The organism is Natronococcus sp. CG52 (assembly GCF_023913515.1).
In the GTDB taxonomy this organism is placed as follows: domain Archaea; phylum Halobacteriota; class Halobacteria; order Halobacteriales; family Natrialbaceae; genus Natronococcus; species Natronococcus zhouii.
This window is the reverse complement of the sequence record NZ_CP099391.1, coordinates 2,343,572-2,365,624: the sequence shown is the minus strand read 5'-3', so window position 1 is coordinate 2,365,624 and position 22,053 is coordinate 2,343,572. Positions and strand designations below refer to the sequence as shown.

The 22,053-nt window shown below is 64.7% G+C and carries 20 protein-coding genes, 2 tRNA genes and 1 pseudogene; 8 read left to right on the top strand and 15 right to left on the bottom strand.

Annotated elements, in window-relative coordinates:
* Positions 1–142: 142 nt before the first annotated feature.
* Positions 143–595: a VOC family protein gene (locus NED97_RS11960; protein ID WP_252487264.1), complete on the top strand. Its 453-nt coding sequence runs from the start codon at positions 143–145 to the stop codon at positions 593–595.
* Positions 596–748: 153 nt separating this feature from the next.
* Here NED97_RS11960 and NED97_RS11955 read toward each other — a convergent pair.
* Positions 749–833 (bottom strand) — tRNA-Ser (locus NED97_RS11955).
* Between the two features lie 125 nt (positions 834–958).
* On the opposite strand from NED97_RS11955, the gene NED97_RS11950 reads away from it, so the two are divergent.
* On the top strand, positions 959–1,909 hold the full coding sequence (locus NED97_RS11950; RefSeq protein WP_252487263.1) for an AAA family ATPase: 951 nt from the start codon (positions 959–961) through the stop codon (positions 1,907–1,909).
* 46 nt (positions 1,910–1,955) lie between these two features.
* Here NED97_RS11950 and ppc read toward each other — a convergent pair whose 3' ends face one another.
* The 3 genes from ppc to NED97_RS11935 form a co-directional block, all read right to left on the bottom strand.
* Positions 1,956–4,646, bottom strand: a complete 2,691-nt coding sequence (gene ppc, locus NED97_RS11945; protein WP_252487262.1) for a phosphoenolpyruvate carboxylase — start codon at positions 4,644–4,646, stop codon at positions 1,956–1,958.
* Positions 4,647–4,976: 330 nt separating this feature from the next.
* A tRNA-Glu gene (locus NED97_RS11940) sits at positions 4,977–5,051 on the bottom strand.
* Positions 5,052–5,176: 125 nt separating this feature from the next.
* On the bottom strand, positions 5,177–6,376 hold the full coding sequence (locus NED97_RS11935) for a helix-turn-helix transcriptional regulator (protein ID WP_252487261.1): 1,200 nt from the start codon (positions 6,374–6,376) through the stop codon (positions 5,177–5,179).
* 185 nt (positions 6,377–6,561) lie between these two features.
* Here NED97_RS11935 and NED97_RS11930 point away from each other — a divergent pair, with 185 nt between their 5' ends.
* Positions 6,562–7,140, top strand: coding sequence for an MBL fold metallo-hydrolase (locus tag NED97_RS11930; RefSeq protein WP_252487260.1), 579 nt, complete (start codon positions 6,562–6,564; stop codon positions 7,138–7,140).
* A 28-nt stretch (positions 7,141–7,168) separates the two neighbouring features.
* Here NED97_RS11930 and NED97_RS11925 read toward each other — a convergent pair whose 3' ends face one another.
* From NED97_RS11925 to rpl7ae, 9 genes are all read right to left on the bottom strand, one after another.
* Positions 7,169–8,005: an ATPase gene (locus NED97_RS11925; protein WP_252487259.1), complete on the bottom strand. Its 837-nt coding sequence runs from the start codon at positions 8,003–8,005 to the stop codon at positions 7,169–7,171.
* Positions 8,002–8,271 (bottom strand): DUF5827 family protein, encoded by a 270-nt coding sequence (locus NED97_RS11920; protein WP_252487258.1) that lies wholly within the window; start codon positions 8,269–8,271, stop codon positions 8,002–8,004. Before NED97_RS11920 ends, NED97_RS11925 begins: the two co-directional genes overlap by 4 nt.
* A 68-nt stretch (positions 8,272–8,339) precedes the next feature.
* On the bottom strand, positions 8,340–11,315 hold the full coding sequence (locus NED97_RS11915; RefSeq protein ID WP_252487257.1) for an FAD-binding and (Fe-S)-binding domain-containing protein: 2,976 nt from the start codon (positions 11,313–11,315) through the stop codon (positions 8,340–8,342).
* Positions 11,316–11,468: 153 nt separating this feature from the next.
* Positions 11,469–12,071 carry a superoxide dismutase gene (sod, locus tag NED97_RS11910; RefSeq protein ID WP_252487256.1) on the bottom strand — a complete coding sequence of 201 codons (603 nt, stop codon included), beginning with the start codon at positions 12,069–12,071 and terminating at the stop codon, positions 11,469–11,471.
* Between the two features lie 195 nt (positions 12,072–12,266).
* On the bottom strand, positions 12,267–12,653 hold the full coding sequence (locus NED97_RS11905; RefSeq protein ID WP_252487255.1) for a DUF7344 domain-containing protein: 387 nt from the start codon (positions 12,651–12,653) through the stop codon (positions 12,267–12,269).
* Positions 12,654–12,913: 260 nt separating this feature from the next.
* Entirely contained in the window at positions 12,914–13,378 is a 465-nt protein-coding gene (ndk, locus tag NED97_RS11900) for a nucleoside-diphosphate kinase (RefSeq protein ID WP_252487254.1), read from the bottom strand.
* Entirely contained in the window at positions 13,378–13,782 is a 405-nt protein-coding gene (locus NED97_RS11895) for a 50S ribosomal protein L24e (RefSeq protein WP_252487253.1), read from the bottom strand. The genes ndk and NED97_RS11895 overlap by 1 nt, the downstream gene beginning before the upstream one ends.
* A gap of 3 nt (positions 13,783–13,785) precedes the next feature.
* A complete protein-coding gene (locus NED97_RS11890; RefSeq protein ID WP_148857529.1) occupies positions 13,786–14,010 on the bottom strand; it encodes a 30S ribosomal protein S28e in 225 nt (74 codons plus the stop codon).
* 11 nt (positions 14,011–14,021) lie between these two features.
* Entirely contained in the window at positions 14,022–14,384 is a 363-nt protein-coding gene (rpl7ae, locus tag NED97_RS11885) for a 50S ribosomal protein L7Ae (RefSeq protein ID WP_252487252.1), read from the bottom strand.
* 278 nt (positions 14,385–14,662) lie between these two features.
* Between rpl7ae and NED97_RS11880 the strand changes: the two genes are divergently transcribed.
* Both NED97_RS11880 and tmcA read left to right on the top strand, forming a co-directional pair.
* Complete coding sequence (locus NED97_RS11880) at positions 14,663–15,115, top strand: hypothetical protein (protein WP_252487251.1); 453 nt, start codon at positions 14,663–14,665, stop codon at positions 15,113–15,115.
* Positions 15,116–15,186: 71 nt separating this feature from the next.
* Positions 15,187–17,448 (top strand): tRNA(Met) cytidine acetyltransferase TmcA, encoded by a 2,262-nt coding sequence (gene tmcA / locus NED97_RS11875; protein WP_252490618.1) that lies wholly within the window; start codon positions 15,187–15,189, stop codon positions 17,446–17,448.
* A gap of 5 nt (positions 17,449–17,453) precedes the next feature.
* On the opposite strand, the pseudogene NED97_RS11870 reads toward tmcA, so the two are convergent.
* Positions 17,454–18,140, bottom strand: a pseudogene (locus NED97_RS11870) (SDR family NAD(P)-dependent oxidoreductase).
* Between the two features lie 111 nt (positions 18,141–18,251).
* On the opposite strand from NED97_RS11870, the gene NED97_RS11865 reads away from it, so the two are divergent.
* From NED97_RS11865 to NED97_RS11855, 3 genes are all read left to right on the top strand, one after another.
* Positions 18,252–18,737 carry a DUF456 domain-containing protein gene (locus NED97_RS11865; protein WP_252487250.1) on the top strand — a complete coding sequence of 162 codons (486 nt, stop codon included), beginning with the start codon at positions 18,252–18,254 and terminating at the stop codon, positions 18,735–18,737.
* Positions 18,738–18,787: 50 nt separating this feature from the next.
* Entirely contained in the window at positions 18,788–18,955 is a 168-nt protein-coding gene (locus tag NED97_RS11860) for a hypothetical protein (RefSeq protein ID WP_252487249.1), read from the top strand.
* Between the two features lie 176 nt (positions 18,956–19,131).
* Positions 19,132–19,776, top strand: coding sequence for a twin-arginine translocation signal domain-containing protein (locus NED97_RS11855; protein ID WP_252487248.1), 645 nt, complete (start codon positions 19,132–19,134; stop codon positions 19,774–19,776).
* A 160-nt stretch (positions 19,777–19,936) separates the two neighbouring features.
* On the opposite strand, the gene NED97_RS11850 is transcribed toward NED97_RS11855, so the two are convergent.
* On the bottom strand, positions 19,937–21,670 hold the full coding sequence (locus NED97_RS11850) for a glutamate--tRNA ligase (protein WP_252487247.1): 1,734 nt from the start codon (positions 21,668–21,670) through the stop codon (positions 19,937–19,939).
* Positions 21,671–22,053 lie beyond the last annotated feature (383 nt).

The window sequence follows — 22,053 nt, the reverse complement described above, 5'->3', positions numbered from 1 at the left end:
CGGCCTCCAACTGAGTTACGGCTGATCCGGATGAGCGAATCGGCGGTGATTTCGAATCCGATCTCACAGACTTGGGATTGAAAATATGTCTACTTACACTCCGCTAGGCGCGTCTATACTATCGCTGAGCACCTACGGCGTAGTGGAGGAAGCGGCCCTCTACGAGGAGAAAAAGACCATGACGCACGCATTTACTTGGGTCGAACTCCCAAGCACCGACTTTGACAGGGCTGTCGACTTCTATTCGGAAATAACGGGGCGTGATATAGACGTATACGATCCTGAGGAGGAAGACTCCCAGAACGGGAGGGCTGGAATGTTTCACACTGAGGACGGCGACGTCGGTGGGATGATCCTCGAGAACGAGGAATTCACCGCCGAGAGCGGGGCGACGATTCCGTACACGCCGACCGTTGACAGCGGACCCGTCGTCTATCTAACTGTTGACGGGGATCTGGACACCGCGCTCTCTCACGTGGAATCAAGCGGCGGAGAGGTTCTCATTCCGAAGGAGAACATTCCCGAAATGGATAGTTACTACGCGGTCGTTGCGGATACGGAGGGAAACCGCGTCGGCCTGACGTCCTCGACCTGACGTCGAAACGCGATCACCGAAATACCGCGTGAGATTTGAACCGTGTCCGAGAACCTGCGCTTCGCGCAGAACCTCGGTCCACTCCAAATCTCAATTTTTGGTTCCAGCAACGCGGACGACTCGCTGTGTTCGTCGTCTTGTGTCGCTGAGAAGCGCCGAGAGGGAGATTTGAACTCCCGAGTCCGTGAGGACAGCAGATTTCGAATCTGCCGCCTTGGCCGGGCTAGGCTATCTCGGCTCACTCCTCTCTACCGCGGTAACGTTTTTACCGGTTTCGATTCGATTCGTCCTCTGTGATTGGATCACGCACGAACCTGACAGCCAAACGAAACACGTTTTAGGCGAGGCTTCGACGACGATTCCATGGACGCTACCCAGGCCAGCAGCGAGTGTACGGCCGTCCTCGAGGAGATCGGCGACGCGGTCATCTGCGACCGGTCGTTTCTCGAGGAGATCCTCGTCGGGGTCGTCGGCCGCGGCCACGTCCTCCTCGAGGACGTCCCGGGGACCGGCAAGACGCTGACCGCTCGGAGCGTCGCCACCGCACTCGGCCTCTCCTTTTCGCGCATCCAGTTCACGCCCGACCTGCTGCCCGCGGACGTGACCGGAACGCACGTGTTCAACGAGCGCGAGCGCACCTTCGAGTTCAACGAGGGGCCGATCTTCGCCAACATCGTCCTCGCCGACGAGATCAACCGCGCGCCGCCGAAGACCCAGGCCGCCCTGCTCGAGGCCATGGAGGAGGGCCAGGTCACGGTCGACGGCGAGACGCGCCAGTTGCCGGACCCCTTTTTCGTCATCGCGACGCAAAACCCCGTCGAGCAGGAGGGGACGTTTCCGCTGCCCGAGGCCCAGGTCGACCGGTTCCTCGTCAAGACGTCGATGGGCTACCCCGACGAGGCCGGCGAGGTCGAACTCCTGCGACGGCGCGCCAGTCGCGAGGAAGGGAGTCCGACGATCTCGACGGTTCTCGAACCGGATCAGATCGATCAGCTTCGACGGGTTCCCGAAACCGTGCGGGTCGACCAGGACCTCCTCGAGTACGTCGCCGCACTGGCCCGGGAGACCCGGACGGACGGTCGCGTCGAGGTTGGCGTCTCTCCGCGCGGCACCCAGCGCCTGTTCGAGGCGGCCCGCGCGTACGCGGCGCTCGTCGGCCGCGAGTACGTGACCCCCGACGACATCAAGCGAGTCGCGAAGCCGGTGCTCGCTCACCGACTCGTCCTGACCCCCGACGCGACGGTCAATCAGGTCGACAGGAATCGGGTGATCGAGAGCGTCCTCGAGTCGGTGCCGGTGCCGACGCTCGAGTAGCCGTCTCGTCCTCGAACGCAAAACGCTCGACGGCCGTCGCCGGTTCTTATCCGGTGTTCTTCATCCCCGCAGCGATCCCCTTCACCGTCAGCCGCAGCGTCCGCTCCTCGATGTCGGTTCGGTGAGTGCGATCGAGCAGGTAGACCTGCAGCAGGTTCAGCGGGTCAACATACGGGTTCCGTCGCTCGAGGTTTTCGCCGAGCCAGTCGCGGGTGTGGAGTTCGTCGCGCTGTCCGATCGTCTTGACCAACTCCGCGGCGCGCTCGTACTCGCCGCTCATCCGCGGGAAGAAGCGCTCACGAAGGTCCTCGTCGGCCATTCCCGAGTACGTCTCTGCGATCTCGAGTTCCGTCCGCGACAGCGAGAGGGCGGCGTTGTCGAGCGTCGTCCGGAAGAACGGCCACTCGTCGTACATCTCCTGGAGGGTCTCCTCCGAGCCGCCGTCCTCGAGGTAGGCGTCGATTCCCGTCGCGAGAGCGTACCAGCCGGGCAGGATACACCGGGACTGCGTCCACGAGAAGACCCACGGGATCGCCCGCAGGTCCTCGACGGTCCGCTCGCCCGACCGCGAGGCGGGCCGCGAGCCGAGGTCGAGGTTCTCGATGACGGTGATCGGCGTCGCCTGCTCGAAGTACCGGACGAAGCCCTCGGTCTCGAGGAGGTCGCGGTACTCCTGGCGGGCGGCGTCGGCCATCGTCTCCATCGCCTCGACCCACTCCTCGTCGACTGCTTCTTCGGGCCGGTCTTTCGCGTGAAGACGCGACCGAAGCTGTGCGTTCAGCATCTGCTCGATGTTGCGCTCGGCGATGCGCGGGTTACCGTACTTTTCGGCGATCGCCTCTCCCTGCTCGGTGAACTTGACCTGGCCCGTCACCGTCGAGTTCGGCAGGGCAAGCAGCGCCTCGTTCATCGGACCGCCGCCGCGCGAGATCGAGCCGCCGCGGCCGTGGAACAGCCGCATCGTCACGTCGTGATCGTCGCAGATCTCGCCGAGCCGACGCTGGTTCTTGTACAGCGACCAGTTGGCCGCGAGAAAGCCGTTCTCCTTGTTCGAGTCGGAGTAGCCCAGCATGATTTCCTGGGTCTTCCCCCGCGCCTCGAGCGCCTGTGCGTAGGCCTCGTTCTCGAAGAGCGTCCCCATGATGCGGCGAGCGCCGGAGAGGGCGTACTCGGTTTCGAGCAGCGGAACGATGTCGATCCCGCAGTGTTCGGGCAGGGAGACGACGTCGGCCTGGTCGGCGAGGAACAGCACCTCGAGGACGTGGCTGGGCTCGTCGGTCATCGAGATGGCGTAGGTGTCGATCGCTTCGACCCCGTACTCGGTCTGCCAGTCGCCGAGGCTCTCGAACAGCGTCAGAACGCGCGCGGAATCCTCCGAGAGCTCCTCGGTGTCCTCGAGGTCGATCACCTGCTCGTCCTGGAGGATCGCGTCCGTCAGTAGCTCGGTCCGCTCGTCTTCGTTCAGCCCGTGGTAGTCGATTCCCTCGCGTTCGAGCGCCGCCGCGATGGCGTCGGTGTGTTTCTGCTGGTGTTCCCGCAGATCCATGCTCGCGAGCGAGAACCCGAAGGTGGCGACCTGCCGGCGAATCGGATCGATGTGTGCATCGACGACGCTCTCGGCGCCGTTGTTCCGGAGGCTTTTGGCGATGATCTCGAGGTCGTCGAGCAGTCCGTCCACCTCCTCGTAGCCACCGGGACGAACGTCGCCGACGCGCGCGAGGCGCTCGCGCATGAGCTTGAGCTTCTGTCGGTAGGGCTCGCCCGGGTACCGATCTTCGGCAGTGCGAGCGCTGCCGGGCAGCCGTTCCTGGTCCGCCTCGAGGGCGGCCTCGAACTCCGGCCCGACGTCGATCCGGCTGCCGTCCTGGCTCAGGACGCCCGAGAGCCGCTTGAGCTGGGTACGGTACTGCTCCAGGACGACCTCGCGCTGGCGCTCGAGCGTGTTCGCGGTCACTTCCGGCGTCACGTACGGGTTTCCGTCCCGGTCGCTTCCGGCCCACGAGCGGAACTCGAACAGCTTCGGGATCTCGAGATTCCGACCGACCTCCTCGTCGATCGCGTCCGCGAGTTCGTCGTAGACCTCGCCGACGACATCGAACAGCGTGTTCTCGAGGTACCACTGGACGTTGCGCGCCTCGTCTTCGACCTCCGGCTGGCGCTTTCGTACCTGCGGCGTCTGCCAGAGACTCGTGACCTCGGCGTCGACGTCTCGCCACACCTGCTCGCGTTCCTTGTCGGTCAGGAGCCGCTCGTCGAGCGTCTCGAGGTGCGTCGCGATCGCCCGGAGCTTCGACTTGACGGTCTTTCGCCGCGCCTCCGTCGGGTGGGCGGTGAACGTCGGCTCGATCAGCACGTCTTCGAGGACCTCCTGGACGGTCTCGATGTCCGCCTCGCTCAGTTCGGCCGCAGCCGTCTCGAGGCTATCCTCGAGGGTGTTCTCCTGTGACCCGGTGCGGATCGACCGCACCCGCTCGCGCTCTTCGGCGAGGTTGATCAGCTCGAAGTAGGTCGTAAACCCCCGGGCGACGATTCGCTGCTCGTGCGGGGAGAGGGCCTCGAGTTCCGTCGCGAGCGGTTCGCGGGACTCGAGGTCGCCGGAGCGGTAGTCGATCGCTGCGGTCCGACAGGACTCGACCGTCTCGAACGCCCGCCGAGAGGTCTGGTCTTCGAGCACGTCGCCGAGGAGTGCTCCGAGCTCCCGGACATCCTGACGGACATTCCTGTTATGCAGTGTCATTACAGGATCGTACGTCTCCTGGGTTAAAAAGCCCCGTAGAGTCCCGAATGTTTGCCTCACACATGTTTTTCCGTGAAGATTACACGTTGTCGCCACGGGCATCGTCGTCGAACAGGTGGTCGGGGACGCGGGACTCGCTCGTCCGTCGTCTGCACGCACAGCACTGTCGTCGCTGTCCTCACCGACGACCGCGAGCGCATCTGGCCGCAATGCTCCTCGAGATGTCCGTCGGACTGGAGAGCCGATCAGAGCCGATCGCCGTTGATTTCGAATCCCAAGATATTTGCGGTTAGCACGAGCTCAAAGTTAAGGGACGGTATCAGAAAGAAGTGCTCCGACAGGGATTCGAACCCTGGTCATTGCCGTGAGAGGGCAATATGATTGGCCGGACTACACTATCGGAGCGGGCCTCGTGTGCTTGTCCGCATTCGTTCGTAGTGGAGATTGATGTTTAAGGATTCCGTTTCGTCCCCTCAGTGTCGAGCGGTGACACGGCCACTGGCGGTGACTGTAACCGGTTTGCCCTGCGATTACTCGTCGAACGGCGACTTCGTCGCCTCGGGTTCGAACCCTTCCAGGCTGATGATGTTTTCGCGACCGACGCGGAGTTTGCTGATGTTGCCCTCGCTTTCCATCTCCGAGAGGAGCATACTGACCTTGGACTTCGACCAGCCGGTCTCCTCGACGATGTTGACCTGTTTCATCCGGCCACCGTTCTTCCGGATGAGTTTGAGTACCCGGTCCTCGTCCGTCAGGAGTTCGTCCTCGGGAAGCACGTTCGTGTCCGCATCGTCATCCGTCTCCGGTTCCGATTCGGACGCTGCGGCTGGCGGTGTCTCCGTCGGCTCTGCGCTCGTCGTCTCGTCGCCCGACTGCTGGGTTCGGTACCAGAGGGCCGCGACCCCGATACCGAGCGTGAGCACGACGATTCCGAGCAGCACCGATACCGAGGAAAGTTCGGTTCCACTGTTCGAGGGGCCAGTGTTTCCGGAGCCGCTGCCGCCGACATCGTCGGCGTCCTGGAGAACGACTCGAGGCCGTTCGTCGAGGAACTCCTGTTCACCGTTCCAGGTTATCGAACTGGCGTCCGTTAGCGAATTGCTGGTGTACTCGCCGTCCGGCTCCGCCTCGGTGAATACGAGGTTGCCGTCCGGAACGATCACGATCGACTGATCCTCGCTGATGTACATGTTTCGGAACACGTCACCGACGACGATCCTGTCGTCCTCGACCTCGGCGAACCCTTCCCAGCGGAACGACATCTCGACGACCCCCATCGTGTTGAGTCCGTGTTCGGGCGACGCCGAGCGGTTGAAATCCGTCGCCTCCATCTCTCGGTCGGTCATCTCGCTGCCGGTTTCCGTCAGCGCCTCCGCCTGGTTGGTAAAGCGGTCGTAGAGGCCGGTCTCCTCCGACTCGAACTCTTCGGCGAACGTGTCGAAGTTTCGCTCCGCCTCGGCGTCCTCGAGCCGCTGCTCGTGGCGGAACGTCCAGGTGGCGCTCCCGTTCTCGTGGACGGTGATTTCGAACGTGGTGCTATCGAAATCCTGCGAGTCGACGTCGTCGGACGCGGCGGTACTCGCCGTGGAGACCGTATCCTCCCCCGACGGCTGCTGTGGACCGGCAGAGTTGGCGGTTCCAACCCCGACCAGTATCATCGGACCACTGATGCCTGCGAGTACGACGACGGCGACGAGGACGACAACCCCGACGGAGACCGGCCGAGTCATTCGTCACCCACTACGTGCCGGAGCTAAAAATCCTTGTGAATATCGGGGCTCCGCGTGGAACGCCGAGCATCCGCCTTTATCGCCCGAAACGGCGCCCCACGACCCCGAATCGATCACGACGGTTCGGGGGACGCAGTCGTGACCGTGTCGACACGCACAAGCCACCTGATACTGTACTCCCGCCCATGATCTCGAATCTCGCGCAGGGCGTGCAGGCGTTTACGAGCAACGTCTATCTCGTCACCGGTGAGCGAACGATTCTCGTCGATACCGGTGCAAACTTCGATGTCGTCGAACGGCTCGAGTCCCGTATCGACGACCTGGATGCGGTGATTCTCACGCACGCCCATCCAGACCACGTGGGGAACCTCGAGTCGGTGAAAACGGCGTTCGACGTCGACGCCTGGGGATACGATCCGTCGATCGACGGCGTCGATCACGCGATCGCAGACGAGGAGACGGTCCGGCTGGGCAATCACGAGTACGTCGCACTCCACACGCCCGGCCACAAGGACGATCATCTCTGTTTCTACTCGGCGGACGAGGGTCTGCTCTTCGCGGGGGACCTCGTCTTCCAGAACGGCAGCTTCGGTCGGACCGATCTCGAAGAAGGCGACCGGGAAACGCTGATCGAGAGCATCGACCGGCTGCTCGAGCGGATCTCGCCGGAACTCGCCGAGATGCATACGGGCCACGGCCCGAGCGTCGCGAGCCAGCCCTACGATCACGTCGAACTCGCCGCCCGGATGGCCCGACAGGCCTGAGTCACGAGTCCTCGACGACCCGCTGTCCTCACACGCGTCCGGCAGCGTCCAGCAGGGCGTCGTACGCGTCCGCGTAGGCCTCGGCGATCCGTGCCGGATCGTCCCGTTCCTCACCGCCGAGCGGTGGAAGCCGGACCCGATCGAGGGGATCGAGGTAGTCGAGGACGGTGGGGACGCGCTTCTCGAGGGCGCCGTCTTTCGGGCTCGAACTGGCGACCTCGCAGGCTCGGCAGTATCGATCCCCCTGGTAGATCCGCGCCCGCCTGGGCTCGACGGCCGCGACGGCGGCGATTTCGGCGGGGTCGAGCGCCGTCAGAGGTTGGGCGATGTCGCTGTAGGACTCGACGACCGCGACCTCCGTCGCTTCGAGGTCGGTCGCGAGGTTCTCGAAGGCCGGGACGTATCGCTCCGCCACGACGTCGTTGAGTGCCTCGACCGTCTCGACCGGAATCGCGTCTTCGAGCGGGAGCGCCGACGAAACGGCGTCGGGAAGATCGACGGTCGCGTTCCGGACGAACGTCGGCTCCGCCGCGTCGCCCGTGCGGCCGATTCTGTCGACGAGAAACTCGCGGTCGGTCTGGCCGAGCAGCCCGGTTCCGCCGCCGGGTGCGGGCCGCCACAGTCGGTGGACCGGGTTGAGTTGCTCGGGGAGCCGTCCGCATTCCTCCGCAGTCGCGAGCCGTGCGGCGTCCTTGCCGTAGAGTCGTCCGTTCCCGAGCGCCCGCCGGCAGTCGTCGTGGTCGAACCAGTAGTCGTTGCCGGCGCGCGGTTTGTAGCCGACCGCGCCGGTGCGCTCGAGCAGTCCGACCGAGAACGTCGTCTTGCCGGCGTCGACGCGATCGGAACCGACCACGAGGAGGATCATTCCTCCTTCAGACCGTAGAATCCGGGCTCGTCCTCGTCTCGTGGCTCCGCGACCACGAGTTCGTCCGCGTTGGTCATGATCCAGGGAATCGCCCAGTCGAGCAGGATGTCCTCGGTCTCCCGATCGATGTCCGTGTCGGGCTCGATCCCCTGGAGCAGGCGGGCAATCTCGTAGACGGTGTACATCTGGTCGTCCTCGAGCAACTCGTCCGGCGTGTAGAAGTCACACGGCGGAAGCTGATCGAACTCGGATTTCGGCACTGGCATGAACGTTGCTATCGGTGCGGTGCCACAAGACCGCACCGGTCCTGGATCGTCCCGCGAACGCGTGGAGTCTACCCCTCGAGCCCCCGTTCGAGTAGTTCGACGGGGTGAGTTGGCCGGTCGTACCCCTCGAGATCGCCGATCTGGGTTCGGCAGGAGGTCCCCGGTGCGACGACGGGCGTCCCGTCGCTCGCCGCGAGTTGCTCCTCGAGCAGGGAGGCGATCGCTCGCGAGAGCTCGTAGTGATCGGCCTCGTAGCCGAAGCTTCCGGCCATCCCGCAGCAGCCCGAGTCGACGGGGTCGACCGCGTAGCCGGCGCGGCGCAACACGCCGACGGGGTGGTGGTCGGTTCCGCGGGCTTTCTGGTGGCAGTGACCGTGATACGTCAGCTGATCTCCCCCTCCGTCGACCGGCAACTTCTCGACGAGGCGGCGTTCGTCGAGGTACTCGCAGACGTCGTAGGCGTTCGCGGCGAGGCGTTCGGTCCGCTCGTCGTCCAGCAGCGAGCGATACTCGTCGGTCACCATCGCAGCGTCGGAGGGTTCGACGAAGCAGACCGACCAGCCGCGCTCGAGGTACGGCTCGAGGTCGTCGAGCAGCGCCCGCCCGTCCGCGGCCGCGCGGTCGAGCAGTCCCTGGGAGTAGGCGCTCCGTCCCGTCGGTCCGAGGTCCGGAACCCTGACGCGGACGTCGGCGGCCTCGAGCACCCTGACGGCGGCCTTGCCGACGGCCGGGTTCGAGTAGTTCGTGTCCGTGTCGGGGTAGAGGACGACACCGGCGGTCGCCGTTTCCGGATCGACCCGGGGACCGCGTTCGGCGAACCAAGAGACGAGCGTCTTACGCTCGAAGGTCGGGAGCGTGCGCTCGGCGGCGATACCGACGGTTCGCTCGAGCACCGTCCGAGCGCCCGGCAGCTCCGGCGCGCGGTTCGCGATCGGCGCGAGCGTGCTCCCCGCCGCGGCGAGTCGGTCGATATTTGCGAAGAGCCGCTCGCGCAACCCGACGCCCTCCCGGTCGTGGTACTGGTGTTTCACCTCGGCTTTGAGCTTCGCGAGGTCGACGCCGGTCGGACAGTCGCTCTGACAGCCCTTGCAGCCGATACAGAGGTCGAGCACCTCGGACTGGAAGCGTTCCGAATACAGCTCGTCGGGGTCTATCTCGCCGCTGATCGCCGCCCTGAGCAGGTTGGCTCGCCCTCGAGTCGTCGTGATCTCCTCCTCGGTCGCCCGATAGGTCGGACACATCACGTCGCCGTCCGTCTGCCGACAGGTGCCACAGCCGTTACAGAGTTCGACCAGGTGCGAGAAACTGCCCTCGTCGTCGAAGTCGAGACTCGTCCGCGGCTCGAGCGAGGCGTAGTCCGCGCCGTACCGGAGGTGGTCGCGCATGTCGGTCCGGCCGTCTTCGTCCTCGCGGTAGACCACCTTGCCCGGATTCATGCGCCAATCGGGGTCGAACGCCGACTTGACCTCCTTGAAGGCCTCCCAGAGATTGGGGCCGTACAGCTTGGGATTGAACTCCGTCCGGGCGAGACCGTCGCCGTGCTCGCCGGAGAACGAGCCGTTGTGCTCGAGCGCGAGCGAGGTGACGTCCTCGGCGATCGAGCGCATCGTCTCGATCCCGTCCTCGCTCTTGAGGTTCAGGACGGGTCGAATGTGCAGCGTCCCGGCGCCGGCGTGGGCGAAGTAGGCGGCCGTCGTCTCGTGGTCCTCGAGAATCTCCTGAAAGCCGGCGACGTACTCGGCGAGTTCCGCCGGCGGCACGGAGGCGTCCTCGACGAACGGGTACGGCTTCGGATCGCCGTCCATCCCCATCAAGAGCGGGATAGCGGCCTTCCGGAGCTTCCAGAGTCGGTTCCGTTTCTCGGGGCTGAACGCCTCGATCGAGTCGAACGCCGCGCCCTCGGCGACCAGCTCGGTCGTCGCCGCATCGATCGCGCCCGGCAGGTCGGAAAACACCTCGGAGTCGAACTCGAGCATCAGCGCCGCGTCGGTCCCCTCGGGGATCGGCTCGGCGTACTCGGCGTACTCCGTCGACTCCGCTGCGAGACGGAACACCTCGCTGTCCATGAGCTCGACCGCGCTGGCCTCGCACTCGAGGGCCCTCGGTACCGCAGCCAGGGCCTCGAGCAGGTCGTCGTAACAGCAGACGACGAGGGCGGTCTCCTCGGGTCGGGTTACGAGCGAGAGCGTCGCCTCGACGACGACGCCGAGCGTTCCTTCCGCCCCCACGATCAGTTTCGAGAGGTTGATGATCCGGTTTCCTTCCGGATCCGTCCGAATCACTTTCTGCAGGTTGTAGCCGCTGACGGTCCGTTTGAGCTCCGGATACCGGTCTTCGATCTCCTCGGCGTTGTCCTCGACGACGGCGCGAACCGCTCGGTAGATCGCGGCCTCGCGATCGTCCTTCTCGACGATCCGTTCCCACTCGGGGCTGTCGAGGACGACGTCGCGGGTACGGATCAGCGAGCCGTCCGCGAGGACGACCTCGCACTCGTCGACGTAGGCGTCGGTGATCCCGTACCGGACCGAGTGGGCGCCCGTCGAGTTGTTCCCGATCCCGCCGCCGATCGTCGCCCGGTTCGAGGAGGCGGGGTCGGGCGCGAACTTCAGGCCGTGCGGCTCGAGCGCGGCGTCGAGGTGATCCTGAACGACGCCGGGCTGGACGACTGCTCGCCGTCGATCGGGATCGATCTCGAGAGTATCGTCCATGTGTCGCGAGAGATCGAGGACGACGCAGCCGGGGCCGACGGCCTGTCCGGCGAGCGACGAGCCGGCACCGCGGGGAATCACCGGCGCACCGTGCTCGTTCGCGACGCGGACGGCGGTCTGGACGTCGTCCGTATCCTGCGGGAAGACGACGCCGGCGGGCTGGGCGCCGTAGATACTGCCGTCGGTCGCGTACAGCACCCGCGTGTACTCGTCGAAGCGAACGTCTCCGGCGCAGCGCTCCCGGAGATCGGCCTCGAGAGCGCTATCATCGCCGTCTCGCCCTGTATTCACCGATTCGCTCCCGTGAGTGCGCCGTGTTGTCTCCTCGGCGGCCATACACGTGACGACGATACGGTGCCTGTTAAAGTGTGCCGTGGCTATCAGTCTCGCAACCCGATCGGTACTCGTCGCCGTCGCTTCGGAGCCGGTTGCAAAAAAACGGGAGGATGAACCGAGTCGTCGCTTATACTGCGGCTGCAGGCGGCAGTACTACTCGAAGTGGTCGAGGCACGTCTGGTACTCGTCGGCGGCCTTGTCCCAGTTGACGACGTCGAAGAAGGCCTCGATGAAGCTCCCGCGGTCCGGGCCGTAGTCGTAGTAGTACGAGTGCTCCCAGACGTCACACGCGAGGATGGGATGGGCGCCCCACAGCGCGTGGAGGTCGTGACGGTCGACCTTGAGGTTACGCAGTTGCTTCGCAACCGGGTCGTACACGAGCAGTGCCCAGCCACCGGCGGCGCCGGCTGCGGCCTCGAATTCGCCCTTCCAGGCCTCGTAGGAGCCGAAGTCCTCTTCGATGCGGTCGGCGAGGTCGCCCTCGGGTTCGCCGCCACCGTCGGACGACATGTTCTCCCAGAACAGCGTGTGGAGGTAGTGTCCACAGCCGTTGTGGGTGACGTTCTCCATCGCCGCAGGCGTCGAGTCGAATTCGCCCGACTCGCGGTTCTCGGCGAGTTCCTCTTCGGCGCTGTTCAGGCCGTTGACGTACCCCTGGTGGTGCGTATCGTGATGCCAGGTTACGACCTGTTCGGAAATTGCCGGTTCTAGCGCGTCGTAATCGTATGGAAGTGGTGGAAGTTCGTGATCAGTCATAAGTACACCTCGTACCGTTTGTATCGGTAGCTCTCATGTTAAGCTTTGAGGAGTGAAATGATACCACGCCTCATGGGGCGCCACGTTGCAGTCGGCTAATCTGTCGCCCCGTGGCTGGTTCCACCACGAACCGCGTCTTAAACCTTTCAGCGGCGCCTGTTACAACAACCGTCCCGGTATTACCGGGTGCCGGTGTCAGGAGTGCGAAATTTCCTTGTGATGGGCGTGTTCCAGCCACTCCTCGAGGGACGGTTGGCTCCAGTATCGGACGGTATCGCTTCGCTGGTCGTGTTCGACCATCCCGGCGTCGGCGAGCTTCGGGAGATGGACGTGTTGCAGTTCCGTCCGTATCGTCTCCCGGTGGACGTCCGACGCATCCTCGCCCTCCGAACTCGCCGTCCGGTGTTCGAGCGCGACGACGTGGTCTGTCAGCTCGTCGACGGTCGCAACGCCGTCGGGTTGTTCGTACAGGTAATACAGCACGTATCGCCGTTGACGGTTCGAGAGAAGGTCGAAAACGAGGTCTAGCGACGGAGCCGTCCTGTCAGTAATCGGTTTTGACCCTCGCTCCCGTTCACGCATCCGCGAACCACCTACCGTTGGTTACCATTCGAAACCACCAGTACCTTCTACTGCAGCAGACACATTAGATGTTGCGTCTACCTGAAATGATACATGTGAACTGTACTACACAGGAGAGTGACCCAAGAGGGGGCCTGAAGTCACCGATAGCAGCTATTTCACTCCTAGTGGAACGGTGATACGACAGAAAAAGGTTACCGTCGGTTACAGCGACGACCGTCGCAACCGTGATCGACAGCTGGATTTGCTACGTCGTCGCGTTACTCGTAGAGCCACTCGGCGTCGTGCTGATCGTAATCGATCAGCTCGTCGTCGTCGAAGTGGATCGAGATCTCTCGCTCGTTAGCGCCCTCGTCCTCGTGGTCGGCCGCGTGAACGACGTTTCGACCGAGGTCGAGCGCGTAGTCGCCGCGGATCGTACCCGGTTCGGCCTCGAGCGGATCAGTCTCGCCGATCATCTGGCGGACCTGATGGGTCGCGTCCTGGCCTTCCCAGACCATCGGGACGACCGGGCCCGAGGTGATGAAGTCCACGAGGTCGTCGTAGAACGGCTTGTCCTCGTGCTCGCCGTAGTGTTCTTCGGCCCGCTCGCGGGGCATGTTCTCGACTTTGATGCCGACGAGCTTCAGCCCGCGGCCCTCGAGTCGCGAGATAACTTCGCCGACGATCCCGCGCGCGAACGCGTCGGGCTTGACCATCACGAAGGTGCGTTCGTGATCGCTCATTATTCCTCGCTGTCCTCTTTGCCGCCGGCGACGTCGTCGAGTTCGCCCTCGGCGGCGCGCTCGGCTTCGCCCTCGACGGACTCACCCTCGGCGACGTCCTCGTCGCCGGCGGGTTCGCTACCTTCGTCCTCGTCGACGGCTTCCTCCTCGGTCAGGAGGTCCTCGTCCTCGCTCGCTTCGACGACATCGTCCTGGTCGGCGGGCGTGTCGGCGTCGGCGGGACCCTTGCCGGCGCGGCCGGCTTCGGTCCACTCGAGGTCGCGCGGTTCGCGGCCGAGCTTGTAGTTTTTCTCCGCCTTCGAGTCGACGAAGTGGAGTATGGTACCGTCGTTGCGGACGTACATGATGCCCGTGCCGGGCTCGATCTCTTCGCCGGTGTAGTCGCAGGTTCGCTTCTCGACCATTGGTTACTGTCCTCCGATGGAGTCCGCCTCGCGGGCGGTCTCGCGAAGCTGGAGTACGTCCCCCTCGCGGACCGGCCCGAGGCAGTTTCGGGTGATGATTCGTCCCTGATTTTCGCCCTCTTTGATACGGCACTTGACCTGCATGGCCTCGCCGTGCATGCCGGTCTTACCGACGATCTCGATGACCTCGGCGGGCGTGGAGCCGCTTTCGTTCTCTTCAGCACTCATCTCAGGTCACCTCAGTCGAGGTCCTCGACCTTGTCGGCGATATCTTCGACATCGTCGGAAGCCTCTCCGGTGTCGACGATCGCCGCAGCGGCCGAGCCGACCTCGAGGCCGGCGGCGTGGCCGACGTCGTCCTGGGTCTCGATGAAGACGACGGGGATGCCCTTCTCATCTGCGAGCTCGGGAAGGTGCATGACGATCTCCTCGGGGGAGACGTCCTCGGCGACGTAGACGAGTTCGGCGTTGCCGCGCTCGATGGCCTTGGTCGTTTCGTTGGTTCCTTTCTTTACGCGTCCGGTGTCTCGTGCGACCTCGAGCGCCTCGAGGGCGTCTTCAGCGAGGTCGGCTGGGATGTCTGTTGTTACGTAGACTGACATTGGTTGTTCACCTCTCCTACGCGCGGGCTCGCGCTCCCCTGCCGTCCGGGCTGGGTCCCGGGCCGAATTACGCTCGGCGGAAGTCCTGTGAAGCTAGGAGCATCATCAACCCCGCGTAGGGTGTACTACCGAGTAGCGTTGCCCCCCTTAAAAGCGTGTCCAAACGCAAGAACGCGTGGGATCAGTCCGCACGCCGGATGTTCTGGATTGGATCTGCAGCGTCACTGCCGCTCCCGGCCGTACGAACGCTTATGAGAATTTGGTTGAAAAACCATCATATGCGGCTTCGAAACGCCCTGACTGGTGACCCGCGAACGCGCACTCGCGTCGCGGTTCTCGGCGTCTCGGTCCCCGCTCTCGCCTCCGCGGCGTTTCTGCTCGAGTACGACGCCGTTCTCACCCCGTCGTTGCTGTACGTCTCGCTGGTCATCGCGCTCTACGCCGGGTGGACGCGAGCGGGCCTGTTCGCGGGAGCCGGTGCCGTCTTTCTCACGATCCTCTGGCGGTTCGTCTTCCCACCGCTCGTCGGCTACCTCCGATGGTCGTGGGAGACGCGATACACGCCGCCGCGGCTGCTCGGATACAAGCGCGATCCGCCGGGCGAACTGCTCGAGGGAATTACCCTCGGGCCCGTCTACGCGCTCGCCGGGGCGGTCGTGCTGGGTGGCGCGGCGTACTTCGTCGGACACCTCCTCCGGCGGCTCGAGGGACGGTATGCGAACAGAGCCTGACCCGAACACCGTACGCGCCAGAGCACGGCCCAGACCGTGACCTCTTACACGTGAGCCGACAACTCGAGTATATGGCCGCGGACGTGGACGTCGTCGGACTCGCACGGTCGCTCCGCGCGGAAGCGACGCGGACGAACGAGCGACGGCTGCTGGTACTCGCCGGCGACCGGGAACGCGGGTACGACGCGCTCGAGTCGGTCCTCGATCGGCTCGCCGTCCCGATCACCCGGACGACGCTCGTCGGTCCCGAGGACCGCCTTCGCTGCGAACAGCTCTCACAGACTCACGCCGGGGAGCTGCTCGGAACGACCCGGGACGTGGTCGTCCTCGACGCTCACGAGCAACTCCAGCCCAACGCGCTCGGGAAACTCGTCGGGACGGTCGACGGCGGCGGGCTCCTGATCCTCCTGACGCCATCGCTCGAGTCCTGGCCCGAGCGCCGGGGCGCGTTCGACGAGTCGCTCGCCGTCCCGCCGTTCTCGCTGTCGGACGTCACCGGACGATTCAGGCGCCGGCTGGTCGAAACGCTTCGAGCACACCGCGGGGTCGGGATCGTCGACCTCGAGACCGAGCGCGTCGTCGACGACGGCCTGACCGATCCCCCGCCGAAACGAGGAACGGAGGCGCCAATCGAGGCGCCGTCCGACCACCGCTTTCCGACCGCGGCCTACGACGCCTGCCTTACCGACGATCAAGTAGACGCCGTCGCCGCGTTCGAGTCGCTGTTCGACGCCCCGCATGCCGTCGTGCTCGAGGCCGACCGCGGACGGGGCAAGTCGAGCGCGGCGGGGTTGGCGGCCGGCGCGTTCGCCGCCGAGGGCGAGGACGTCCTTGTGACCGCACCCGGCTCCCGGAACGCGCGCGAGGTGTTCGACCGCGCCGGCGAACTCTGTGAAACGCTCGAGCGAGACGCGACCGTCGAATCGCGCCGAATCGAGACGACGGCCGGCGGGCGCGTCCGCTACCTGGAGCCGACCGAGGCGGTCGAGCGACTCGAGACGGCGGACGTTCTCATCGTCGACGAAGCCGCTGCACTCCCGGTGGCGGTCCTCGAATCGCTGCTCGCGGCCGATCGGGTCGCCTTCGCGACGACGGTCCACGGCTACGAGGGCGCGGGACGAGGGTTCTCCGTCCGATTCCGGGACCGTCTCGACGAGAGCGACCACACCGTTACCGAACGGACGCTAACGGCGCCGATCCGCTACGCAGCCGGCGATCCCGTCGAGGTCTGGGCCTTTCGAGCCCTGCTGCTCGACGCCCGCCCGCCGGTCGAGCCGCTCGTGACGGACGCGACGCCCGAATCGGTCGAGTACCGCCGGCTCGAGCCCGACGACCTGCTGGCCGACGAGCGCCTCCTGCGGGAGGCGTTCGGCCTGCTCGTCCTCGCCCACTACCGCACCGAGCCGAACGACCTCGCGCGACTCCTCGACGCGCCGAACCTCGAGGCCCGCGCGCTGGTCCACGAGGGACGCGTCGTCAGCGTCGCGTTACTCGCCCGCGAGGGGAACCTCCCGGCGGACGATCGAGCGATGATGTACGAGGGCGGACGCATCCGCGGCAACATGCTCCCGGACGTGCTCACGAGCCAACTTCGCGACGAGCGGGCGAGCGAACCCGCCGGGATCCGCGTGGTTCGTATTGCGACCCACCACGCGGTTCGATCACGCGGACTCGGCTCGCGGCTGCTCGCGGAGATCCGAGACGAACTGGCTTCCGAGGTCGACTGGATCGGCACCGGGTTCGGGGCGACGCCCGGACTCCTCAAGTTCTGGCGCGAGAACGGCTACTCGGCGGTTCACCTCTCGACGACGCGCAACGTCGCCAGCGGGGAGTACTCGGCGCTGTTGCTCTCCCCGACGAGCGAGGCGGGACGCGACCTCTACGACCGCCACGCGGAGTGGTTCGCTCGACGGTTCGCCGCGCTCTGTTCGGACGCGCTCGACGACCTCGAGCCCGACGTGGCCCGCGCAGCGTTGGGAAGCGTCGACGGGGACGCCACTCCACCGCTCGAGTTGACCGATCACGAGTGGCGGGTCGTCGCCGGCGCCGCGTACGGTCCCGGGCTGTTCGACGTCGATCCCGGGCCGTTCCGCCGACTCGCCGTTCGCTACTTCCTCGAGGCGCCGGATCCGATCGAGCTGACAGATCGGGAGGAGCGGCTGCTCGTTCTCCGGGTACTACAGGCCCGGGAGTGGGAGACCGTCGCGGACCGACTCGGCTACCACTCGTCGGGGCAGTGCATGCGGTCGCTCGGCGACGCGTTCTGCCCGCTGGTCGATCAGTACGGGACCCAGGTCGCGCTCGACGTCCGGGATCGGTTCACCGGCTCGTGAGCGTTCTACGAGAGCACTCGCCGGAGAATCGGATTCGGCGTCGCCTCGAACAGCCGTGCGACGAGTCGCCGCACGCGGGTGACGTAGACGCGGTCGCGCTCCTTCCGAATTGCCCGCGCGATCTGTTACGGCTGCCGTCTCGAGTAAGCTCTCCCAGAACGGGCCGTAGGACGGCGTAGTGTCGGCGAATCCTGACTCGACGGTCGTGATCGTCACGTCCGTCTCGTTCCCCGCCGCCCGATTTCGGAGCCCTCGAGGTAAGCCGAGACGAACGTTTTCGAGGGGTTGTACGCCTGCGTGCCGCCGTTCCCGAAGTGCGCTTCGACCGACGAGATGCCGACGAGGTGGCCGTCACTCTCGGATTCCTCTTCGAAGTACTCCATCGCGGCGGTCGCGATCGCGGTGAACCCGCGAACGTTGACGTCGATCGTCCGTCGCTCTTGCTCCCACTCGAGGGCGTCGTTCGCGTGGGCGGTGCCGGCGCTGACGGCGACGAGATCGACGGACGGCATCGCGTTCGCGAGTTCGCCGAACCCCACTCGAGCGTCCTCGGTCTCGGTGACGTCCATCGTTGCGACGTACGATCGGGTCGGCAGTTCCTCGCCGATTCGTTTCAGGCGGTCGGTCCGCCTGGCGGCCAGTCCGATCTCGTACCCCTCCGCGGCGAGTTCGCGAGCAAGCGCCTCGCCGATTCCCGACGACGATCGCTCCGCGCGTCCGTTCCGTGAACGGACGTTCGATGCCGACGACGTAACGGTTCTGGAGGCAGTAGGCCTTTGCCGCGTCCGGACGTCTACCGCTGTATGGTCGATGCGGTTGCCCTCTTTGCGGTTGCCCTGCTCGTCGGCGGTGTCGTCGGGACCGTCGCCCCCCTCGTTCCCGGGGGCCTGCTCTCGGTTTCCGGCCTCGTCCTCTACTGGTGGAACTCCGGGTTTACCGAACCCGGGCCGGCGTCGATCGTGGTGCTGACGACCCTCGGCGTGATAACGCTGCTCGTCGAGTTCTTCGGCGGTTCGATCGCCGCACGGGCCGGCGGCGCCTCTTGGACCACGACGGGTGCCGCGGCCGTCGTCGGCATCACCCTCATGATCGTTACCGGCCCCCTCGGCCTGCTGATCGGACTCTTCGGAACCGTGTTCCTCCTCGAGTACGCCCGGGGAGGAGACGTGGACGGGAGCACCCGTTCGGCGTTCTACGCGACGGTCGGTATCCTCGCCTCGACGGCGGTTCAGGTTCTGCTGACGACCGCGATCCTGCTCGGATTTCTCGTCGCGGTGTTCGTGTTCTGAGTCGACGCGAACGACCGAAACGCTGAATCCGTCGCCGTCGTTTATCCAGTATGGAGTGCTCAGAGAACGACTGTGATCGAGCGGCCTGCGTCGAACTCCACGTTCCGTGGGAGGAGAACAGGGCCGTCTGCGCCGCCCACGCGCGCGTTCTCGGTCGACAGGACGGCGTCGTCGCGGATCCCGACCCCGACAGGGGAGACGACCTGCTCGAGCGCTGAGGTGGGCACGGACGCGTACCGTTCGATTGGATCGGCCCGACGAGTGTCCGGAGTACGATACTGTTGTTATATCTGGAAAAATCCGTCGGACAACCAAAATATTTGTACAACGGATTTTAGAACTTCTTTCCTATCGCGGATTTGGTTTAACACCGCTGGGTTCTATAGGAAGAGATATGAGGGAAACAGACCCGATAACCCGACGTAACGTTCTCAAGATCGCCGGTGCCACCGGTGCGACGGCGCTCATTGCAGGCTGTGGTGGAAACGGAAACGGCGGAGAAGAGCCGGCCGAAGAAAACGGAGAAGAGCCGGCCGAAGGGAACGAAACCGAGGATAACGAAACCGGAGGGGGCGGTGAGGCGCTCGAGCCAGATACCCGAATCGTCCTCATGGCGGAGACCCAGGGTTGGCAGGGGCAAGAGCCCGAAGAAATCGCGGACGAGGAGAACCCGACGATCACTCTCCAGGAGGGCGAGTCGTACGAGATCGGCTGGGAGGAGGGCGACGGCAGCAGCCACAACATCGAAATTCGCGACGACAGCGACGAGGTCGTCGATGACCTCTCGACCGAAGTCAGCGACGAAGGCGGCGAGGATCAGTTCCTCGAGTTCGACGCCAGCAGCGAGATGGCCGCCTACGTTTGCGAACCCCACCAGGATACGATGAACGGCGAGCTCCAGGTCGAGAGCGGCGAAGACGGGGGTGAGATGAACGAGACGGAAGATAACGAGACCGAGGATAACGAAACGGAAGATAACGAGACCGAAGATAACGAAACAGAGGACAACGAGACGGAGGATAACGAGACGGACACCTGATCAGCGGACTCCGTTCCCGTCCACCCGTGAACGGGGTCGGTGATACCGATCGATTCGACACGTAACTCGTTTCGAGGAGTCCCCGATCCACTCGCACCGCATTGTGTGCGAATGAGCGACCGTTCGTTACCCCGAGATGACCGTCTGTTTGGAGCCTCGCTCAGGGGTGGGCGTAGTACGTAACGACCTCCTCGTCATCGGAGTCGTCTCGAGTCACGCTATCGATTCGTGCGAAGCCGACGCGCACGAACTGGACCATCTCGTCGGTTGTGAGGTCGGCGACGCCGGGTTCGGCGCGTCCGGTCACGTCGCCGCCCATCGTCCGCATCCGGACGGGGACGCTCTCGCGGGCCGGCACCCAGTGGACGACGTCGACGTCGCCCTCGCGGACGACGTCGATATCCTCGCCGGTGTACTGGAGGGTGTCACGGGTGTACTGGAAACAGCCCAGTCCCTTGAGCCAGACGCGCTCTTCGCGCTGGGGGAGGTCCTCGGGCTCGAGCAGGACGGAGTCGCCGACGGGGATCTCCCGGACGCCGCGGTCCTCGTGGTTGGGGTGCAGCGGCGGGTTCGCCTCGTCCGGCGGGCTGCCGCCGAGCGGGACCCGAGTACCGTCGCGCACGAGGAACCGACGGTCAGTCTCGTCGTCGATCAGTTCGCGGTTGTTAGCGTAGATCGCGCTCATCGCGAGATCGACGTCGCTGGTCGAGGTTCCGAGACCGATCATCGCCTCGACAATTGCCTCGCCGCGGATGCCGCGTCGACGGAGGCTCTTGAGCGTCGGCGCTCGCGGGTCGTCCCAGCCGTCGAGTTCGCCGTCCTCGATCAGTTCGTCCAGCGTCGAGGTGCTCATTTTCACGTCGTAGGCGTCGATCTGGACGTGTCCCCAGTGGACGACTTCGGGGTAGTCCCACCCGAAATAATCGTAGAGGAAGCTCTGGCGTTTCGCCGAGTCCTGGAGGTCGATCCCGCGGATGATGTGCGTGATACCGATGATGTGGTCGTCGATCGCCGACTGAAAGTCGAGCATCGGCCAGCAGCGGTACTCCTCGGCCTCTTCGCGGGGGTGAGGGGTGTCGATCATCCGGAACGCGACCCAGTCGCGGAGCGCGGGGTTCTTGTGTTCGATGTCGGTCTTGATCCGCAGCACCATCTCGCCGCTGTCGTAGACCCCCGCGATCATGTCCTCGAACTCGCTGAGAACCGTTTCGGGGTCCTTGTCTCGGTGCGGACAGGCCTCCCCGTTGTTCTTCAGTTCGGAGAACTCCTCGCCGGAACACGAGCAGGTGTAGGCGCCGCCCATGTCGATCAGCTTCCGGGCGTGGTCGTAGTAGATGTCGAGGCGATCGCTCGCCTTAAACGTCGCGTCGGGCTCGAAGCCGAGGTAGTCCAGATCCTCGAGGATCGCGTCGTAGGCCTCGATGTCGGGCCGTTTCGTCTCGGGGTCGGTGTCGTCGAACCGGACGCAGAACCAGCCGTCGTAGCGTTCCTTGAAGGTCCCGATGACCGCGGGCATTCGGGCGTGGCCGACGTGCCACGGTCCGTTCGGGTTCGGTGCACACCGCATCCGGATCTCGTTGTACTCGTCGGCCCGCGGGAGGTCCGGCAGGTCGTGTTCGTCTTCCTCGTCCTCGGCCTCGATCTCGGCGAGTTCCTCGGGTGCGAGTTCCTCGAGTCGGTCGCGCTTCTCGGCGTATGCGAGGTCGTTGACCCGACCGATGACGCCGCCGATGATCCCCGGCACATTGTCGGCGTGTTCACGAAACTCAGGGTTGTCGCCCATCAACGGTCCCATCACGGCGCCGACGTCGGCGTCGCTTTCATGTTTCACCGCGTTCAGCAGGGCGTGTTTCTCCGCCTCGCGTTCGACGCGTTCGCGTAGATCGTCGTCCATTACCGTGGGGTATTCGTCCCCTTGTCAAAACCTCCGCGGTGTCGGTTCGGATGGCGGTGTCGTTCGGGGAGGTCCTCGATCCGTACTTCCGTCGAGACGAGTCGGGTTCGGATTCGAACCGGCTACTCCGGTACGTAGAGAGTGCGTACCTAACGCTATTACTTCTGTCAGCTACCGGTGATTTTTATAGAACCGTGTTGAATACAAAGCGCGAATGTGGCACGAGATTCGGCTTGGTTTGCAAAAGTGGTGATCAGTCGGTACAGGAGAGCGACGTACCGTGACGGGGTACAATCTATCTTGACTCAATAGCCACGTACTGAGTAGAGGGGATCAAACTCAGCAGAAGATTGCGCTCTATCTCGGTCAAATCAACTAGATCT